Genomic DNA, 16460 nt, shown 5'->3' on the forward strand with positions numbered 1-16460 from the left:
TAGTTTAGTTGCTTTGACCTGCCAACCAAGCCATAAACTTTTGACGCTCCGCTTTAGAAGCTTTCTGCCACAGCTCTACTAATTGCTGATCTTTAGTTTGCACATCGCCAATTGCAGCAGTAGTTGTTACAGCAACAGGTACTGCTGCAACTGCCGTTTGTGTAACTGGTGCTGGTTGATTTGCTGTATTGTTCTTATTCCTTTGAGTAAGATCTAAAGTGCGGCTTAATAAACCACTCCCTGTAAACCAAGGTTTTGCTTCATTATTCGCACCTGTTTGCTGTACCACAAGTTGTTTATTTTGGTCATACAACGCAACTGTTGGTTGTTCAGCATACTTTTTTGCTGTTTCAAAATCTTTTGGTGCATTGACCAAACCTAAGCGATAGCTTTGATTATCTTTTAAATTTTGGGCTTGAATAGTGACCACACCCGACCTGACGATGTCATGCTCACCAGTTAGATGTTCGAAATATTCACGATAACGGACATTAACGGTTAAATCGCCCGCATCAACTTGATAATTATTTTTACTTGAAGGAAGTAATCCTGAATTCACTTCTTGGCCATTTACAGCAAGAATCACGATTTCTTCAGGTGCAGTGATGGTAACCGCTGAAAAAACTGAACCACTGAATAATAACCCGAAAGCCGCAATACCAACTCTTAAAGACATTAGACTCTTCTCGATATAAACTATTTATGAAATCGTATGCACTATGCAATGTGATTATGACTATTTTATGACAATAAGACGAACTGTCTATCCCAACGATTCAACTTATATATGATATATACATCATTTTTCACACTAAAGGCTATACTGCTTTTGACGAATATTTTTATTTTGTAGAAATGAAAAAAGAGCACATCAAAGTGCTCTTCTATCAAAATACGATTGAATATTTAGTTAAACGCTTTAAATCGTGCAGCATCATCCATATAGGTTTTTTCGCCTGCTGGAGCTTCAATCGAACCAAATACAAGCTGTGCACGTAGTTTCCAGTTTGCTGGAATCTCAAAAGTTTCAGCAACTTGAGCATCAACGATTGGATTATAGTGTTGTAATGAAGCGCCTACACCGATTTCAGCCAATGCCGTCCACGTTGCAAACTGAGCAATCGCACTTGAATGTTCAGACCAAACTGGGAAATTATCAGCGTACAATGCAAATTGCTCTTGTAAACTTTTTACAACGTCTTGATCTTCATAAAATAATGCAGTACCAAAACCAGCTACAAAACTATCAATTTTTGCATTCGTACTATCAAACGCTTCTGCTGGTACGATTTTACGTAAAGTTTCGCGCACAATTTCCCAAAATTTAGTATGAGACTCGCCATATAAAGTCACAACACGTGAGGTTTGTGAGTTAAATGAAGATGGACTTTGTTTCACTGCTTCGCGAATTGTTTCCTCAATTGTTGATTGATCAACTGAAAGATTTTTACCAATTGCATAAATTGTACGGCGTGCTTTAATGCTATTTAAAAAGTTACTCATGTTGTTATTCCTACCTATACCTGAAGAGAGTTATCTTGGATTGAGGTCAGTGTATAACGCTACATTTTTTAGGAATAGCCCTAAAAATATGACATATCGTTCTATTTTTGAGACAAGTCTATTTTTTAGATCAAAAAAAACTCCACCTCATCATGAAATGGAGTTTTCGAAATCACTCAGAACTTATTTTTCAGTTTCAAACAAAGCTGCAACAAATGATTTCGCTGAGAAAGGACGTAAATCATCAATCTTCTCACCTACACCGATATAACGGATTGGCACATGTGTACGACTCGCGATATTGAATAACACACCACCTTTCGCTGTACCGTCCAACTTGGTAATCGTAATACCCGTCAAACCGACTGCTTCATCAAACAACTGTACTTGATTAATTGCATTTTGACCTGTGCCTGCATCCACGATCAACATGATTTCATGTGGAGCAGTTGCATCAATCTTTTGCATCACACGCTTCACTTTTTTAAGCTCTTCCATTAAGTGCGATTTATTTTGCAAACGACCTGCTGTATCCGCAATTAAAACATCTATTCCTTTGGCGCGTGCACTTTCAAAGGCATCAAAAATAACCGATGCGCTGTCTGCACCATTCCCTTGAGCGACTACAGGAATATCATTACGCTCACCCCAAATTTGTAATTGCTCAGTGGCTGCTGCACGGAAGGTATCGCCTGCCGCAAGCATGACTTTTTTGCCTTCGCCCTGTAAACGTTTTGCAAGTTTACCAATGGTTGTGGTTTTACCCACGCCATTTACACCCACCATTAAAATCACATAAGGTGATTTATTTGGATCGATATGCAACGGTTTTACACGTGGCGCAAGTAAAGCAACCAATTCTTCTTGTAAGGCTTTATACAACGCATTTGAATAGATCAAATCACCACGTGCGGTTCTTTCGGTTAGGTTGGCAATAATGGTTTTTGTTGCCTCAACACCGATATCCGCAACAAGTAATTGTTCTTCAACTTCTTCTAATAACTCATCATCAATTTCTTTGCCACCAATCAGAATATTGACCATACCATCAGTAAAACTACGACGGGTTTTGGTCAAACCATCTTTCATACGACCAAAGAAACCACCTACTTTTTGTTGGTCTTCATTCTCAGATTCTGATGCTGAGATTTCAACAACTGGTGGTGTTTCTACTTGAGTTTGTGGCGCACTCGGTTCAATAATTGGAACATCGACAGCAGGTAAACTCGGCAACGTGACATCATCATCGCCTATATCAGCATTTATCAAGAATTTATTTTGCATATTCGATTGCTGTTGCATGTCGATTCCTTGAGAAAAAAGCAGCTTTTTAAGAAGTAATAGGGTCTATTGATATTTCAACCATGCCTTGCGTTATCAGCTAAAACAACTCAAACAAGGCATGAAATGCAGACAATGGTGATCCCCTTGTCAAGTTTCATAACGAAGTTTGGGGCAGTTTTAGCCATAACCCTTCGGGACAGGGACATTTTTTGCTACTACTACGTTATGCCTTACTGATTTAGAATAGCTAAATTGCGTAAGTCATGCCTTGTACTAGCTAAAAAATGCCTTCTGTCGCAAGCATCTGTGAAATATTACTAGACCCTACGAGTCTAGCATAAAATCCTATTTTTTTCTGACCAAGGCCAAGCATTCATGTATAAATGAAAATCAATAAGCTAAAACTTATTCATCTTCTTTGGCCATTGCGGGGTACTGTCGAATACGGTTTGATTCAAATTGATAAGCATTTAAAAGCTTTAGATATTCTACACGGCGAACTTGATGTTGTTGCAATACATTCTCAGCCATACCTTGGGTCTTTGGATGGCTTGCTTGTTGTGAAAGTTGAATGATTTGCTGATATTGAAATGTATTAATTGGCCGCTGCAACGCCATATAAGCAAGTATAGAAATAGACAATAAAATGAGGCTAACCAAAATATTGTAAAATTGGTCTAATTTAAATCCAAACTTGGATTGCAAGACTTTATGTTTAGAAATGATAGACAACATAACCTACCTCAAAGTTATGAAGTAGTGTATGTCTCTGATTCGCTCAGAACAAGTATCAAGTTTAGTGATCTTTCACAAATGATTGCGTCATAGGCTGTTTTTCGACCAATAACGCAACTCTCATATAGCGATCACAGAACCTTAAGCCATGAGTGTTCTAACAAAAGCAAAATATAGAATCATTGCAATAATGGCCAAGCTAATAAATATTGCAAACATCCCTACACCATTTTCAGCATCTGCTGGATGTAATTCATCGTCGTCAGCAATACGCATCAACTCTCCATTGTAAATCTCATAAAAACGATCTTTTTGCTCAGGCGTTAAACGAATTGCAAAATCATAAACACGTTTACGCTGAGCGAGACAATAGTCTCCTAAATGAACTTCTTGATGAAATACTGCTTCATCAAGCAACTTACGATGATAATGAGCCAGAGCAATAATTTGGTTTTCAGATGGCGGGGTGTCAAAGCTTAAACCATCTATGATAATTGACATGTTATTCTCCTTTTCTTTTATTTTCACTTTGATTTTACTTAAAATTACTTGTTGAGAGTGTTTAATCGTGTAAGCTCTATTTAAAGCAAATAAAGTTACATGAACTCACCATCGTTATTTGACAATTCCATTAATTTTGTCATAATAACTTCACAATACAATGTTAAAGTAGCTTAGATTCAGAGCAATGTAGCTTTGAATAGAATTTGCAGTAATCATAATTAAAATAAGGAGTTATATATGATTCAACATTTTACACAACATGAACTAGAGCATGTTTATGCAAATGCGGTAAATACAATCCAATCGCAAAAAAACTTTCTAGATGCCGTGAAAGAGCTTGAACAAGTTGCACAAGCAGGTCACGGAAAAGCAGCATTATTTTTAGCAGAATTGTATTATCAAGGTTTCCGAGTAGAACGCGATTCATTGAAAGCACAATATTGGCAAAAGATGGCAACCTTACAAGCATAAAAAAACGTCCTTGCGCTACATCAAAGCTTTAATCGCTTTGATCTGCTCAGGTGGCGTTTTTTTATGTCTGAATAAAAGTATTCATTAAACATCAACTACACACTTCTTTTGTCTTGCACTACGCCAAAACTACAAGCGCTTTGACTTAATCAGGTGGCGTTTTTTTATGTCTGAATAAAAGTATTCATTAAACATCAACTACACACTTCTTTTGTCTTGCGCTACGCCAAAACTACAAGCGCTTTGACTTAATCAGGTGGCGTTTTTTTATGTCTGAATAAAAGTATTCATTAAACATCAGCTACGCACTTCTCTTGTCTTGCGCTACGCCAAAACTACAAGCGCTTTGACTTATTTCAGGTGGTGTTTTTAGTACTTAGAATATTTGCTTACGATTTTAATGAATAGTTTAAACATAAATGCCATCTAAATTTCTTATAATAAAACATAAGTTTAAATAATATTAGTTTAAGAATATGTATCGGTTCAATCATTTTCAACCTGTCTCACGTGAGTTGATGATCAAAATCTCAATTCTCAAAACAATGATGTATTGTGGGGTACTTTGGGGGCTCTATCATCAAGGCTGGGCAATCAAGTCCGATCAAGATGGAACTGTCTTCCCTTTTTGGCTCAATGGCGTGCAAGCACATCGTTATGCACAATCAAATTGGAAACACTACACACCTCGCAAAATCACACCAAAAGATTTCCACGAATCACTACTTCCGTTATTAACCCGTTTGCAAGTTGAACCAGCACTATTTAACTCATCACATTGCAAATTTAAACTTTCCACACAGCAAATGCAGCATTTCTTCTTCATGCCACAGCGAGCTACGATGATCGTTTAAAAGATTAAGCAGCCACTCCAATGATAACTTTTATTCATAAATGTCTAAAAAGTCATCATTGACATTAAATTAGGGCTTTGCAATTAAAAAAAATACCGTTAAGTTAAATGAAAATGACAATACAACACAGGTGGATAAACAATGACAATCGTTGCTCAAGTCATCAAAAACAAAGCTGTACAATCAATTTTTACAATTTCACCAAATGCAACTGTACTTGACGCAATTAAAATTATGGCTGACAAAGGTGTGGGTGCTTTGGTCGTTGCTGAAGATGAAAAGGTCATCGGTATTTTTTCTGAACGTGACTATACTCGTAAGATTGCATTGATGGAGCGCTCATCAAACAACACGCTTGTTGCAGACATTATGACGTCAAAAGTTATTTCTGTAGGACTCAATAACACTGTAGAAGAGTGTTTACAGTTAATGACCGATCGCCATTTACGCCACCTACCTGTACTTGATCAAGAAAAACTTGTGGGTTTTATTTCAATTGGAGACTTGGTTAAAGCTGCAATGGATGATCAACGCATTCTTATTGAACAGCTTCAACAATATATTTCTGGCTGATTTAGCCTCTCTATAAAAAAATGGGCAATTCTGAATTGCCCATTTTTTATAACTATTACTTCAAAATTATGTGGTTAAAAAACCTTGAATTGCAGGAATAAGACGCTTAAGCAATTCATCTGCCTGCTGTTGTGTCATATTTAAAGGCGGTAATAAACGTACCACTGAACCTGCTGTGACGTTAATAATTAATTGATATTGATCCCGCGCAATCGTAACCAGTTCAGCACAGTCTTTTGGCAATTGAATCCCGATCATCATTCCAAAACCACGCACTTGCACATGATGCTCATTCAGTTGCTCACGTAACTTTTCAACAATATACGCACCAACTTTTGCCGAATTTTCGACCGCATTTTCCTGTTGAAGTGTATCAATTACGGTATAGACCACACGAGAACCAAGCACAGTACCACCATACGTCGAACCATGACTCCCAGCACCCAAGATACCAACTGCTTTACCTTGTGTCATTACAGCACCAACAGGAAAGCCATTGCCCAAGCCTTTTGCTGTGGTCATGACATCAGGAATAATATTGGTGTGTTGATATGCAAAGTATTTGCCCGTACGCCCATTCCCCGTTTGAATTTCATCTAGCATCATCAACCAGTTATGCTGATTACATAAAGCGCGTACTTCTTCCAAGTAACTAAAACCTTGAGGTGCAGTGTTGACTCCACCCTCACCTTGAATCGGTTCAATTAAGATCGCAACAATATCAGGATGATGAATAGCGGCTTCTTGGATTGCCTCGATATCACCAAATGGAACACGAACAAAACCTTCAACCAGCGGCGCAAAACCTTCCTGAACTTTTTTATTTCCTGTCGCAGATAGCGTTGCTAAGGTACGACCATGAAAAGATTGCTCAGCAACGATAATTTTCGGATGAGCAATACCTTGTTGCGCACCAAATTTACGCGCAATTTTAATTGCCCCTTCATTTGATTCTGCACCGCTATTTGAGAAAAAGATTTCTTCCATCCCTGAAACTTCTGCAAGTTTCTGCGCTGCTGCCGTTTGCCAAGGAATTTCAAATAGATTACTGGTATGGACTAATGTCGCTGCTTGTTCCGCAATGGCTTCTGCAATAACAGGGTGTGCATGACCTAAGCCACATACAGCAATACCCGTTAAAGCATCTAAATATTCTGTGCCATCTGCTGTATATAAATACGCCCCTCGTCCGCGCACAAAACTGATCGCTTGGCGACCATAGGTTGCCATAATATGTGATGGTTGATCAGGTTGCACAGGCGCAAGAGTAATATTTGTCATAACAAACTCAATCTATCATTAGTTGTGGTGAAAAAAGTTATATAAGCAAAAACTTGCCGAGATTGAAAGCGTAAACTCACATTTATATAAGAAAAATCTTGAGTAATCCCCCGCGAAGCGATTTTTTTAGGTATATAATGTGGATATATCTATAAAGATAGCAAAAACTCTCAATCTATTGTTTTCAATAATATTTTAGCAGATTTAAAAAACTGACTGCAAAATTACTGCAAAATAAAAGCAAAACTATTAAATGTCATTCTGCATGAATTGACCATTCTGACATCTTGTATTTTGTCATAATTACATTGATTTGAAAGGAAATAGTGTTTCCACATTGAATATTTTTTATGAATGTATACTTTTAATACGACAACTTTGGACTTGTCCTTGTTTATCCACAATCATTTAAATTTGAATTTAACTTGATTCGCAATTATCCTTACTTGATTACGTAACATAATCAAGAGATAAAAATGGGTATTAAGTCATTCGCTTTTGAGCAACAAGAGTTTCCATCCGATGACTTCCAACAAGAGTCATATGATGATCTATCGCAAGATGTTAGCTCTGATTTTTGTCAAGATTCTGATTTTGATTAATTTGCGCAGTATGAAGCCTCTGAAGTGATAAAACCTCAGAAGAAGCGGTGAAGATATGAGACTACACTATCTTAAAAAAGGTAATCTTTACCTGCACATTCAAACCGATCTGTTTGAAGAGTTTCAAGATTATTCAGATGTTAGCGGTATGTACAATCAAAATTATGTCTTTTCAGAAAAGAAAGAAGGTGCAATGCAATTCTCAAATGGAGATGATGCTGATCGATATTTGATACTGAATAAAAAGAAATTGAAAGGTTTTGTAGTTGTAATGGAGTAAGTCTCATCTTTTGCAATTTGAATACATAAAAGTCAGTACATACTTTAAGCACTTTGCTACCATGTTTCCAAAATAAAATATGCGAGAGGGTTCATTTTGGCGACAGCTTATATTGTAGTTGGATGTCCCACAACAGGTGGCGGTAATGTCATTACAGGAAGTAGCTTTTTTCTGATTGAGGGTATTCCTATCGCCTGTGTTGGTGATAAAGCAACCTGCCCTAAACACCAAACTGTTGCAACGATTATCACTGGTGATCCACACATGCAAGTGATGGGTAAAATGGCTGCACGTGTTAATGATTCATTATCTTGTGGTTGTAAGCTTCTGCCGAAACAAAATCTAGTTGTTCAGGATAATGGCGGTGGTAATTCAAGTGCATCCTCAGCAACATCTTCTAAAGACAACCATAGTAGCTTCCTAAACCCAGAAAGCTTCGGTCATAGATTCCAATTAAAGGATCAATTAACAGGAAATCCTCTAAGTAATATCTGTTATGAAATTGAGAAAAACGGCGAAATTATTCATGGTACGACTGATGATCAAGGTTTTACGGAGCTAGTTACGAATAAGAGTGCAGAAGAAGTAACTATTAGCATTATTTATGAGGAGCATCAGCATGGATAAGAATCCATTAAGTCAATCAGCCAAAATAATAGTAGCTAATGCAAGTGCAAAACTATCTAAGCTAAAAAATACCCAATCTCCCCCAACAACAGAAATAAAAATTGAAACCAAAAGGAAATTAACTTCTGGTGAAATTAAAATGTGTCAGTTGGTATTCAAAGATGCTATTGATTACTCAAAAGTATGGCTTCATATCGGTGGATTTATTCATAGTGCTACAGGTAATGCCATGACGCCTGAGGGAGAAATAATGTTACCTCGCTCAGAATATTTAAAAATACCAGATTTCAGTCTAGCAAATGGAGAAAATCGACATTGGTTTATACATGAAATGACTCATGTCTGGCAGTATCAAATGGGCACTTCTGTAGGCTGGCTAGGTTTAAAGCAATTATGCAAAGGTGGTTATACAGCGATGGTGCAATCAGCAGATTCTGGTGGAGAGCTCAAAGCATACGACACTGACATACTTGGCAGAGATTCTAGTAAAAAGTTTAATGAGTTTAATTTTGAACAACAAGGACGCTTAATTGAGTTTTGGTTTGATGCGTGCTACCTCCAAAATGTAAATCCTTCCCGACCTCATCATAGACAAAGTTTAAAGCTTTTAGGGTATGTTGAAAGAATCTTGAGGGATTTTATTCTAAATCCACATGATAAATCATTGTTACCGAGTAGCTAAAGATGACAAGAAAGAGCTTAGAATTTAGCCTTATATTGACTATTGGTATTTTATTAAATGCATGTAGCCAAGGTCCACGTCCACTAGAGATAACCGTTAAACAAGATAATCTATGTGCATTTACGAACAATACTAAAACTTATTATGGTGTTGATAATTCATTTTTAATTTACTTGGGTAAGATTGACTATACTAAAGAGTTCAAAAGTACTTATGAAAAATTGTATTCAAAGGCCACTCTCCCGATAGATGAAAAAAATTGTGTTCTAATACCTATCAATGAAATCGAAAAAAATGTTGCTTATGATATTGTTTTAAGTACAAATAAAAGCTTTCAAGCAAGTGTTTGCTTAATTGATCGTAACAATAACTTATCGATTAAATACGTTGATCCTGGTAAATCTACCTGTGATTAATCCATGTACAATCTAAAGCCCTCATCAGAGGGCTTTCACACAAACTCCAACATGAACATTGCTATTGACCGTATGGGCTGAACATCCTGACAGTAAGCACAATACAAAAACGCTCACAATCAATGTAGATCGTGAGCGTTTGCATTTAACACGAACTACTCCGTCATCCATGCATCACCTAATCTTTGGACATCAATCGCGTGTCCATCAGCTGCTGATGCCATTTTTCTATATTCTGCTGTGCAACTTTCGAGTAGTTCACCGCTGGTAATTGTGTAGTTAATGACGGTTTCTCTATTAGCTGTGGACAAACGCCTGCTTGCTTCCCTGATTCGGCTGAATAACACCAGTGACATCACGATTATTCATCATGATTTTCCAAGATAATAAGGTATCTTGTGGTGCAATTCGCTTTGCATCACGATCTGGATTATGGAATAAAATCGTTATGGTTTGCCCATCTTCAAAATCATAAGAAACGGCGATATTCAGCACTTTTTTATGACGAAACGGTTTTTCACTTTGTTCCACTTTTAAGACTTTGACACCACCTTTAGATGCTGTTTGCATGGCTTTATGCAACATACTCATCAATTTATCAAGATAGCGGTACTCAACAATAATTGAATCAAAATCTGCATATTCAGCATCAATAGATTCAAGTAATAGAGCCAATCCATCAAAACTGGATAGCAAACCAGAATGATCATCATGACGCTGCATATCTAAAAGCAGGTTTGCAGTTTTTCCATCGTGGGTGATGAGTTCAATACCATCCCAACCTGGTACAACACCACAAGGGATATCTTGCAAATAAACCAAATGATTTCGGTGAGTCAATTGTTTGTTTTTATGATATTGAGGTGTTGATAGATGACGAATAAGTCCTTGTGTACTCGTTTCAATGACATCATCTTCAACCGCGTCAAACATGCGCCCAAACTGCAATTGAGCCAAAGCACTCGCATGATCATTATCCACAGCACCTAAAACGGCTATGGAATCAAATGCAGGTACTTGATTAATTTTTCCCTTGAGATTAACGATACGCCATTGATCATCGTCTGTCGCAGTTTCGGTCACAATAGCATTGAGATCACGATATTGCCCTTTAATAAAACCAATTGAACAAGGGCCACTATTAATAACTGAATCAAAGCCTTCTACAACACGGCTGACATGTGGAGCATAAAGCGGTTTGAAAATGTCGATATTACGCATTGAAAAATGCCTCAATTTTTTATGATTGAGGCAATTTTTGCATTTTAAAAATAATTAAAATCCAATAAGTTCCATTCACAAATAGAACGAATTAAGTAATATGATAAACCTCAAATTTTGCATTAGGACTACTAGCTGCTACATCGGCCATAGAGAAATTTTTTCTATCTGTAGTATGATAACTAACTAAAGTTTCAGAAAAACTGACTTGAGTAACCATCATCGCGTGGTCATAGATACCATCACCAGTCCAGTCAGCAAGAATAATATCTCCCACACGAATTTGGTTATTTAAATATTCAGGTCCTAAACCAGCAAAACTTTTACCTAATTTCGTAGTTCCAAGCTCATAACCATTTGCAACACGGTTTCTTAAACCATTTGCAGTAGACCATGTTTGAGCATAATTTGTTCCAGATTTATAAAACCAACTATGCATTTGTGTTGAGATTAAAGTTGCAGTGTCTTTCCATCCACCTGTCCTCAATGCTTGGCTAACAAAGTTAGTACAGTCATTAGTAAAGCTAATATAATTTGGATTTCTTGAAAGCGCCCATTGAAGTGCATAATTTGATGCTGACGAATAATTCCAAGGTGATTGTCTTGGCCCATCAGCAAGAAGTGAAGTACTTACTAATGAAAATGAGAAAAACGCTATCAATGATTTTTTTAACATTTGTTACTCCAATTAATTATAAATTAAGTTTAAAATTATTTATTAGTCCAAGTTTCACTTGGTAATGCATCTCCTGTATTTACATAAGATTTTGTGAATTCGTAATATTTATTCTTAATTCTTTCAATACTTTCTTTATAAGCAATTCCAGCACATTTATCAGAGAATTCTGTACCAGATAACGGATTGCTTAATAGATTCATGAATTCATTGATTTGATTCACTAAAGGTTGATTAATTTCTTTACGACCTGTTTTTTCGTCTACTATAAGAATATTTTCTATATCAAAATCTGTAGGTTGTAAGAGAATTGGAAGCTGATTTACAGGAATATTAGGATTTAATTTTTGCATTTCGTATCTATTGTAATTTTCACACTTATCTAGTACAGCTGGTAAATCCTCATCAGATAAGAAATTTAATAAATTTTCCTCAGTTTTTGGTGTCACGTAAGGAATTCCATCTTTTTCGCCCTTAGGTAAATACTCTTCAGGTGATAATGCTGTTTCAATTGGATTACCTTCACCAAACTTATAATGCAAATTTTTACCATTGATATTTAAGGTTTTATCTTTCCATATAGTTTTAGGTTCAAACTTATCAATCTTAATATTTTGTAAATTTGAATCATTAGACTGATTTGAAACAGTTGACGGAGTTTCAGGTAAAGATGATTTATCTAATGGAATTCCAACATTTTCTTTTGATTGAATTTTAGGAGCCAACCAATATATAAAAGTAATAAAAATACATATAAAAACGATCAATAAAATTAATTTACTGTTTTTATTCATTTTAAATCAAGTCTCATTTTACCAATTGATATAATATAAACATTTTATTGAACTTACAAATTATATTTTTTTATAAGTTATAAAATTGATTACTTCAAAAATGGGTTTATCTTAAAAACTTATTTATTCTCATGGTGTTAACATCGGAAACATCTTGATAAAATTTAATGTAACTATTCCAATTCCATTTCTATTCGTTGCATCAAGTGGAATGCTACCCGTTTGTAATGCCACTAGATGTTGTACCTCGAAAACACGAGTTGAATAACTGTGTCTGTCATATATGAATATCGTCATTCGCATTAAGTAGTCTTTCGGTAATGCTTGAGTACCCCCATGCTCTCCTTTGGGAAACATAATCTCTTTAATTGCCTTTGCACTATTCATAATTGCAGCATTTCGAGTCTCAATGAATGGGATTGAAATTTCTCCCGATCCATGTCCCGTTATATGGTTAAGCTGAAAAGCTCCAACATTTACACTGTCTGTTTGTGCATCTAATAACGAAAGATCGATGCTTTGGCAGAGCCAAGGAAGTTTATAAGTAGGATCAAACAATGGAATACCCACACCCGAATCTAGATGAGTAGCAATCTTACTTTCTGGATTAAATGGTTCTAGGTCTACTCCAAAATGTAAGGAGGTTAATACGCCAAGAGCATATAGTTGTTTGTAATGTTTTAATGCATCTGTTATTGGCATTCCAGACCAAACACCTTGAGCACTTTCACCTTTCGAAATATTCAAATGCAGTGCCATCACTTACTCTCCATCTGAATTTGATGCTTTACGTGATTTATAGATATCTGCTGCTACGGTATTCATTGATCATGCTTAAATTCCGATTGCGAACCAAGAAAAACCCCGAAGACTCCCATTACTATTTGAACTAAACCGCTGTAACGATACTTCCATCCCACTTTTGGTTTTTGTTGCTATTAATACCCCCCATCAGCATCGCTGGTATGCGCCGATGAGGTACTTCTTGTTGCAGTAACATTCAGACATTTAGTTGGGAATTCAATTGGAAAAATTACAGTTGAACTACCCTCATTTGGCGATGCATTAAGAATTACTTCACCCCACTGCATAAGAATCCCATTGGGTAAATAGCTATAACCATTTTCAGTGGCGCTGAATTCTGTACTCATTCCATTTGAAAATGTATCAAACATATCTTTCAGCTTTTTACCTTGAGCTGCCGTCAATGCCTCATCAGTCGCATTACTTGTTAAAGTATTATTTAGTTTTCCTTTGGGCATATATTGAGGATGTGGATTTTGGTTCGCTAAATGTTCATTCATCAATACGATAGAAAGCGGCGAATTGGGATCAATAGATAAGGTAATGTTTTCTTCTAAATCAGCAAGCCCAACACCTAATGTTATGACTGTTGAGATTCCATTTTCAAAACGCAACAATGGCGTATTATCAGTTGTACTTGCGACTGCAAATAAAGTCCCATTTTTTAGATATAAACCTACCTCAAACAATTCTGCTGATATAGCAGCACTTAAAACAACTGAAAAACGGATCGTATTTCCTTGTACACCACCGCCATTCAGTTGATAGCGCGATAATTCTGCAACCAATCCTGTCATTCATTGCTGCCGCATTTGTTTCAGCATTATATTTAGCTGTACCGACAGCTATCTGATCTAAAATAACTTTTACGCCCTGAGCACTCGCATCTAACGCTGCATTACGCCCCGCATTTGTTAAATAAAATTGAATAGCCATAGTTCACCCATTTGTCCACTATGGCTATTTTGGTATTTCAATAACTTGAGTTTTTTGATCAGTTCCAATCACTCAAGTGCTTTAGCTGCTTGTTTTAGTTGATCAAACCTTGATTTACGTTCGGCTTGTTCCTGAGCTTCTGGGCTATCATCAGCAATCACAACACTTTCGTATGCTTCGGTATAGAACACATTTTCTAAGAATAAGAATGCAAATGCGTCACCTAAATCGGGTGATTTAATTCCTATTCGTTTCATTTCGTCTTTGCTCAAAATTTTATAGCGACTGTGTTCGTCAAATGTATATGGGATTTTAATTATCTGATCTTGAATCTTCACTTTGAACTTTTTAGTTTTTATTTTAAAACGACCTTGAGAAATCGCACGACCAAGCCCCACGTATGCCAATGCACGCTTATTCACATACTCTTTTCGATTATCATTATTGAAGCAAGCACCACCCCAATAAACAGGCATATACCAGATACCATTTTTCTTTAAAAGTTGTCCTAAGCCTTTACCAGCACCGTTATCATCAACAACCAGAGTCGCGTTAGGATATTTCAAGATGCATTCATTAATCTTGGCAAATAGTTCTGTAATATCATCTCTGTTCTTACAAAGTGGTACATCAGCAACTTCTACACGACGAGCACGATCACCCCATTGTGCTTCGCCCCAAACTTTTGAAACTGCGATTACAGAATCATCGCGCCCAACACCACCGCCCACATCAACAGTGATGACATATCCAAAAATATGATCTTCAAAAATTGAAGAGCCAACATACATGTCATCCGCATTACGCTTGGTAATGAGGAATTCATCCGCCCGGTCAGGGAATTGTCCAAGTACGCGTATTTGATACTGCGGATCGTCACGACTACCGTATTTTTGACGTTGTTCTTCTAATGACTGTTTACTGACTAATGGAGATTCTTCACCATTGAACGTTAATGCAATCCAAATACCACCAGCCCGATGACTTAGCTTGTGATGTGTCTCATAGAATAGACCAGCATTCCGAGTTGGCTGTGAAGTTAAAACAGCTCTGTTGTCTTCATGAGTTAATGCACCAAGAACAACGTCCATTACCTCATCAGGAATACCACTTGCCTCATCACCCCAAAGCAAGTAATTATCTGCATGGTTCCCTGCTAGGTTTGTTGGTTGGTGTTTTGGTGCTGTTTTAGCAAAGACATACCACTTTTCCTTGTAGCCTTTGATATACACCAATTCAGATTGATAGCCGACATAATCAGCAAGCCAAGCCAGAGGCCCAGCTTTTAACCTTGACAGGTTTATACTGATTTCTTTCCAGACTTGTTTCTTTAGCTGCCCAATTTGAGGGGCAGTAAACATAGTGATTGATTCATCAAAGAATAAAAGATGCCATAGAGCAACAATACCCGCCGATGCAGTCTTACCAGTATTGTGATGAACCATGCCATCAGCGGTGAGAAATGTTGCATCACCATCCAGCACAAATCCGTAATAGTCACCTTCACCCAAAGCAGTGACATTATTGATTTTTACAGGCTGGAATTTTCTATGTTTTAACTCGTATGCAGCAAATTGACGTTTTGTTTCTTCGGGCCACTCAAGATATTTCGATACCAAAACTTCAATGGTATCGCCAGCTTTCCAGCCTTTTTTAGTTTCTAGTGAGACTAAGCAGAGAATATGTGATTTGTTATAGACATGCTTTGAGCCGTTTTCATATTCAAACTGATAAAGCTCTTGATACCCTTGGACTACTTTTATGACTTCACGTGGTGAAAAGCCATCAGTGCCCATCACAGCGTCATTTATTGTTATTTTTTCGACACGTTTCCACTTGCCATTGGCCAAGCGAATTTTTGTACCTTTACCAAAACAACCATGGCCTGAAGCTACAGATGTACGACTACCGTCAAGCCGGATACTGCATTATCAAATGTCTGCTGATAGTCATCACTGAAATCACCTGATAAGATGATTTCCTTACCATTTAATTCCGCTTTGAATACATCCGCACTGGCACGAGCATACAGTGTGAGTTCTTGTCCACCAGCAAATACGATAAAGACCGGTACAACACTTACACCGCCTTTACGTTGAACCTTTTTGACTTCAACGAGTGGAATAGTTTGGCCTGTTGCTTTCTCCAAAGCTGTTTTGATCTTCTTGATATACGGCGTATCGGGTTTTACTGCCGTTAAATTTAAAGTGCCCATGA

Annotated in this window: 21 protein-coding genes and 1 pseudogene; 8 read left to right on the top strand and 14 right to left on the bottom strand. The window is 37.0% G+C overall.

Translation table 11 applies throughout. From position 1 onward, the window contains the following. Positions 1 to 4: 4 nt before the first annotated feature. The 5 genes from MMP72_RS01320 to MMP72_RS01340 all read right to left on the bottom strand — a co-directional run bounded on the left by MMP72_RS01320 (position 5) and on the right by MMP72_RS01340 (position 4023). Complete coding sequence (locus tag MMP72_RS01320; RefSeq protein WP_241313870.1) at positions 5 to 676, bottom strand: DUF2057 family protein; 672 nt, start codon at positions 674 to 676, stop codon at positions 5 to 7. A gap of 230 nt (positions 677 to 906) precedes the next feature. Then, positions 907 to 1503: a nitroreductase family protein gene (locus MMP72_RS01325; protein ID WP_241313871.1), complete on the bottom strand. Its 597-nt coding sequence runs from the start codon at positions 1501 to 1503 to the stop codon at positions 907 to 909. Positions 1504 to 1686: 183 nt separating this feature from the next. After that, complete coding sequence (ftsY, locus tag MMP72_RS01330) at positions 1687 to 2805, bottom strand: signal recognition particle-docking protein FtsY (protein ID WP_241313872.1); 1119 nt, start codon at positions 2803 to 2805, stop codon at positions 1687 to 1689. Between the two features lie 387 nt (positions 2806 to 3192). Continuing rightward, positions 3193 to 3522: a hypothetical protein gene (locus MMP72_RS01335; protein WP_241313873.1), complete on the bottom strand. Its 330-nt coding sequence runs from the start codon at positions 3520 to 3522 to the stop codon at positions 3193 to 3195. A 141-nt stretch (positions 3523 to 3663) separates the two neighbouring features. Then, complete coding sequence (locus tag MMP72_RS01340; protein ID WP_241313874.1) at positions 3664 to 4023, bottom strand: hypothetical protein; 360 nt, start codon at positions 4021 to 4023, stop codon at positions 3664 to 3666. A 240-nt stretch (positions 4024 to 4263) separates the two neighbouring features. Between MMP72_RS01340 and MMP72_RS01345 the strand changes: the two genes are divergently transcribed. From MMP72_RS01345 to MMP72_RS01355, 3 genes are all read left to right on the top strand, one after another. Then, complete coding sequence (locus MMP72_RS01345) at positions 4264 to 4497, top strand: hypothetical protein (RefSeq protein ID WP_004671340.1); 234 nt, start codon at positions 4264 to 4266, stop codon at positions 4495 to 4497. A gap of 476 nt (positions 4498 to 4973) precedes the next feature. Further along, positions 4974 to 5351: a DUF2750 domain-containing protein gene (locus MMP72_RS01350; RefSeq protein WP_241313875.1), complete on the top strand. Its 378-nt coding sequence runs from the start codon at positions 4974 to 4976 to the stop codon at positions 5349 to 5351. Between the two features lie 141 nt (positions 5352 to 5492). Further along, on the top strand, positions 5493 to 5924 hold the full coding sequence (locus MMP72_RS01355) for a CBS domain-containing protein (RefSeq protein WP_241313876.1): 432 nt from the start codon (positions 5493 to 5495) through the stop codon (positions 5922 to 5924). 66 nt (positions 5925 to 5990) lie between these two features. Here MMP72_RS01355 and MMP72_RS01360 read toward each other — a convergent pair whose 3' ends face one another. Further along, positions 5991 to 7205, bottom strand: coding sequence for an aspartate aminotransferase family protein (locus tag MMP72_RS01360; RefSeq protein WP_241313877.1), 1215 nt, complete (start codon positions 7203 to 7205; stop codon positions 5991 to 5993). 476 nt (positions 7206 to 7681) lie between these two features. Between MMP72_RS01360 and MMP72_RS15870 the strand changes: the two genes are divergently transcribed. From MMP72_RS15870 to MMP72_RS01380, 5 genes are all read left to right on the top strand, one after another. Continuing rightward, positions 7682 to 7807, top strand: coding sequence for a hypothetical protein (locus MMP72_RS15870; RefSeq protein WP_277606295.1), 126 nt, complete (start codon positions 7682 to 7684; stop codon positions 7805 to 7807). 55 nt (positions 7808 to 7862) lie between these two features. Then, positions 7863 to 8087 (top strand): hypothetical protein, encoded by a 225-nt coding sequence (locus MMP72_RS01365; protein WP_241313878.1) that lies wholly within the window; start codon positions 7863 to 7865, stop codon positions 8085 to 8087. A 96-nt stretch (positions 8088 to 8183) separates the two neighbouring features. Then, positions 8184 to 8714 carry a PAAR domain-containing protein gene (locus tag MMP72_RS01370; RefSeq protein WP_241313879.1) on the top strand — a complete coding sequence of 177 codons (531 nt, stop codon included), beginning with the start codon at positions 8184 to 8186 and terminating at the stop codon, positions 8712 to 8714. Beyond that, positions 8707 to 9396, top strand: a complete 690-nt coding sequence (locus tag MMP72_RS01375; protein ID WP_241313880.1) for a zinc protease — start codon at positions 8707 to 8709, stop codon at positions 9394 to 9396. The genes MMP72_RS01370 and MMP72_RS01375 overlap by 8 nt, the downstream gene beginning before the upstream one ends. Before the next feature lie 2 nt (positions 9397 to 9398). Further along, positions 9399 to 9812 (top strand): NF045616 family extracytoplasmic (lipo)protein, encoded by a 414-nt coding sequence (locus tag MMP72_RS01380; RefSeq protein WP_241313881.1) that lies wholly within the window; start codon positions 9399 to 9401, stop codon positions 9810 to 9812. Positions 9813 to 9967: 155 nt separating this feature from the next. Here the strand turns inward: MMP72_RS01380 and MMP72_RS01385 are convergent, their stop codons facing one another. The 8 genes and pseudogenes from MMP72_RS01385 to MMP72_RS01420 all read right to left on the bottom strand — a co-directional run bounded on the left by MMP72_RS01385 (position 9968) and on the right by MMP72_RS01420 (position 16458). Continuing rightward, the gene (locus MMP72_RS01385; RefSeq protein ID WP_241313882.1) at positions 9968 to 10123 is read right to left on the bottom strand and encodes a hypothetical protein; all 156 of its coding nucleotides are present in this window, start codon (positions 10121 to 10123) and stop codon (positions 9968 to 9970) included. Beyond that, positions 10110 to 11033 (bottom strand): hypothetical protein, encoded by a 924-nt coding sequence (locus tag MMP72_RS01390; RefSeq protein WP_241313883.1) that lies wholly within the window; start codon positions 11031 to 11033, stop codon positions 10110 to 10112. The genes MMP72_RS01385 and MMP72_RS01390 overlap by 14 nt, the downstream gene beginning before the upstream one ends. Before the next feature lie 91 nt (positions 11034 to 11124). Continuing rightward, positions 11125 to 11709 (bottom strand): amidase domain-containing protein, encoded by a 585-nt coding sequence (locus tag MMP72_RS01395; protein ID WP_241313884.1) that lies wholly within the window; start codon positions 11707 to 11709, stop codon positions 11125 to 11127. A 35-nt stretch (positions 11710 to 11744) separates the two neighbouring features. Then, entirely contained in the window at positions 11745 to 12503 is a 759-nt protein-coding gene (locus MMP72_RS01400) for a hypothetical protein (RefSeq protein ID WP_241313885.1), read from the bottom strand. Positions 12504 to 12632: 129 nt separating this feature from the next. After that, positions 12633 to 13262, bottom strand: coding sequence for a hypothetical protein (locus tag MMP72_RS01405; protein ID WP_241313886.1), 630 nt, complete (start codon positions 13260 to 13262; stop codon positions 12633 to 12635). Between the two features lie 179 nt (positions 13263 to 13441). Further along, the gene (locus MMP72_RS01410) at positions 13442 to 14104 is read right to left on the bottom strand and encodes a phage tail protein (protein WP_241313887.1); all 663 of its coding nucleotides are present in this window, start codon (positions 14102 to 14104) and stop codon (positions 13442 to 13444) included. Positions 14105 to 14311: 207 nt separating this feature from the next. Beyond that, positions 14312 to 16168, bottom strand: a pseudogene (locus MMP72_RS01415) (Hint domain-containing homing endonuclease); the annotation flags it as partial. After that, on the bottom strand, positions 16135 to 16458 hold the full coding sequence (locus MMP72_RS01420; RefSeq protein WP_241313888.1) for a hypothetical protein: 324 nt from the start codon (positions 16456 to 16458) through the stop codon (positions 16135 to 16137). The pseudogene MMP72_RS01415 and the gene MMP72_RS01420, both read right to left, overlap by 34 nt. Positions 16459 to 16460 lie beyond the last annotated feature (2 nt).

It is taken from the genome of Acinetobacter sp. NIPH 2699, assembly GCF_022549355.1.
In the GTDB taxonomy this organism is placed as follows: Bacteria; Pseudomonadota; Gammaproteobacteria; order Pseudomonadales; family Moraxellaceae; genus Acinetobacter.

Excerpts from the sequence above, each read along its gene's own strand:
- MMP72_RS01320 (WP_241313870.1), bottom strand. The coding sequence starts at position 676 with ATGTCTTTAAGAGTTGGTATTGCGGCTTTCGGGTTATTATTCAGTGGT.
- MMP72_RS01325 (WP_241313871.1), bottom strand. The coding sequence starts at position 1,503 with ATGAGTAACTTTTTAAATAGCATTAAAGCACGCCGTACAATTTATGCA.
- ftsY (WP_241313872.1), bottom strand. The coding sequence starts at position 2,805 with ATGCAACAGCAATCGAATATGCAAAATAAATTCTTGATAAATGCTGAT.
- MMP72_RS01335 (WP_241313873.1), bottom strand. The coding sequence starts at position 3,522 with ATGTTGTCTATCATTTCTAAACATAAAGTCTTGCAATCCAAGTTTGGA.
- MMP72_RS01340 (WP_241313874.1), bottom strand. The coding sequence starts at position 4,023 with ATGTCAATTATCATAGATGGTTTAAGCTTTGACACCCCGCCATCTGAA.
- MMP72_RS01345 (WP_004671340.1), top strand. The coding sequence starts at position 4,264 with ATGATTCAACATTTTACACAACATGAACTAGAGCATGTTTATGCAAAT.
- MMP72_RS01350 (WP_241313875.1), top strand. The coding sequence starts at position 4,974 with ATGTATCGGTTCAATCATTTTCAACCTGTCTCACGTGAGTTGATGATC.
- MMP72_RS01355 (WP_241313876.1), top strand. The coding sequence starts at position 5,493 with ATGACAATCGTTGCTCAAGTCATCAAAAACAAAGCTGTACAATCAATT.
- MMP72_RS01360 (WP_241313877.1), bottom strand. The coding sequence starts at position 7,205 with ATGACAAATATTACTCTTGCGCCTGTGCAACCTGATCAACCATCACAT.
- MMP72_RS15870 (WP_277606295.1), top strand. The coding sequence starts at position 7,682 with ATGGGTATTAAGTCATTCGCTTTTGAGCAACAAGAGTTTCCATCCGAT.
- MMP72_RS01365 (WP_241313878.1), top strand. The coding sequence starts at position 7,863 with ATGAGACTACACTATCTTAAAAAAGGTAATCTTTACCTGCACATTCAA.
- MMP72_RS01375 (WP_241313880.1), top strand. The coding sequence starts at position 8,707 with ATGGATAAGAATCCATTAAGTCAATCAGCCAAAATAATAGTAGCTAAT.
- MMP72_RS01380 (WP_241313881.1), top strand. The coding sequence starts at position 9,399 with ATGACAAGAAAGAGCTTAGAATTTAGCCTTATATTGACTATTGGTATT.
- MMP72_RS01390 (WP_241313883.1), bottom strand. The coding sequence starts at position 11,033 with ATGCGTAATATCGACATTTTCAAACCGCTTTATGCTCCACATGTCAGC.
- MMP72_RS01395 (WP_241313884.1), bottom strand. The coding sequence starts at position 11,709 with ATGTTAAAAAAATCATTGATAGCGTTTTTCTCATTTTCATTAGTAAGT.
- MMP72_RS01400 (WP_241313885.1), bottom strand. The coding sequence starts at position 12,503 with ATGAATAAAAACAGTAAATTAATTTTATTGATCGTTTTTATATGTATT.
- MMP72_RS01405 (WP_241313886.1), bottom strand. The coding sequence starts at position 13,262 with ATGGCACTGCATTTGAATATTTCGAAAGGTGAAAGTGCTCAAGGTGTT.
- MMP72_RS01410 (WP_241313887.1), bottom strand. The coding sequence starts at position 14,104 with ATGACAGGATTGGTTGCAGAATTATCGCGCTATCAACTGAATGGCGGT.
- MMP72_RS01420 (WP_241313888.1), bottom strand. The coding sequence starts at position 16,458 with ATGGGCACTTTAAATTTAACGGCAGTAAAACCCGATACGCCGTATATC.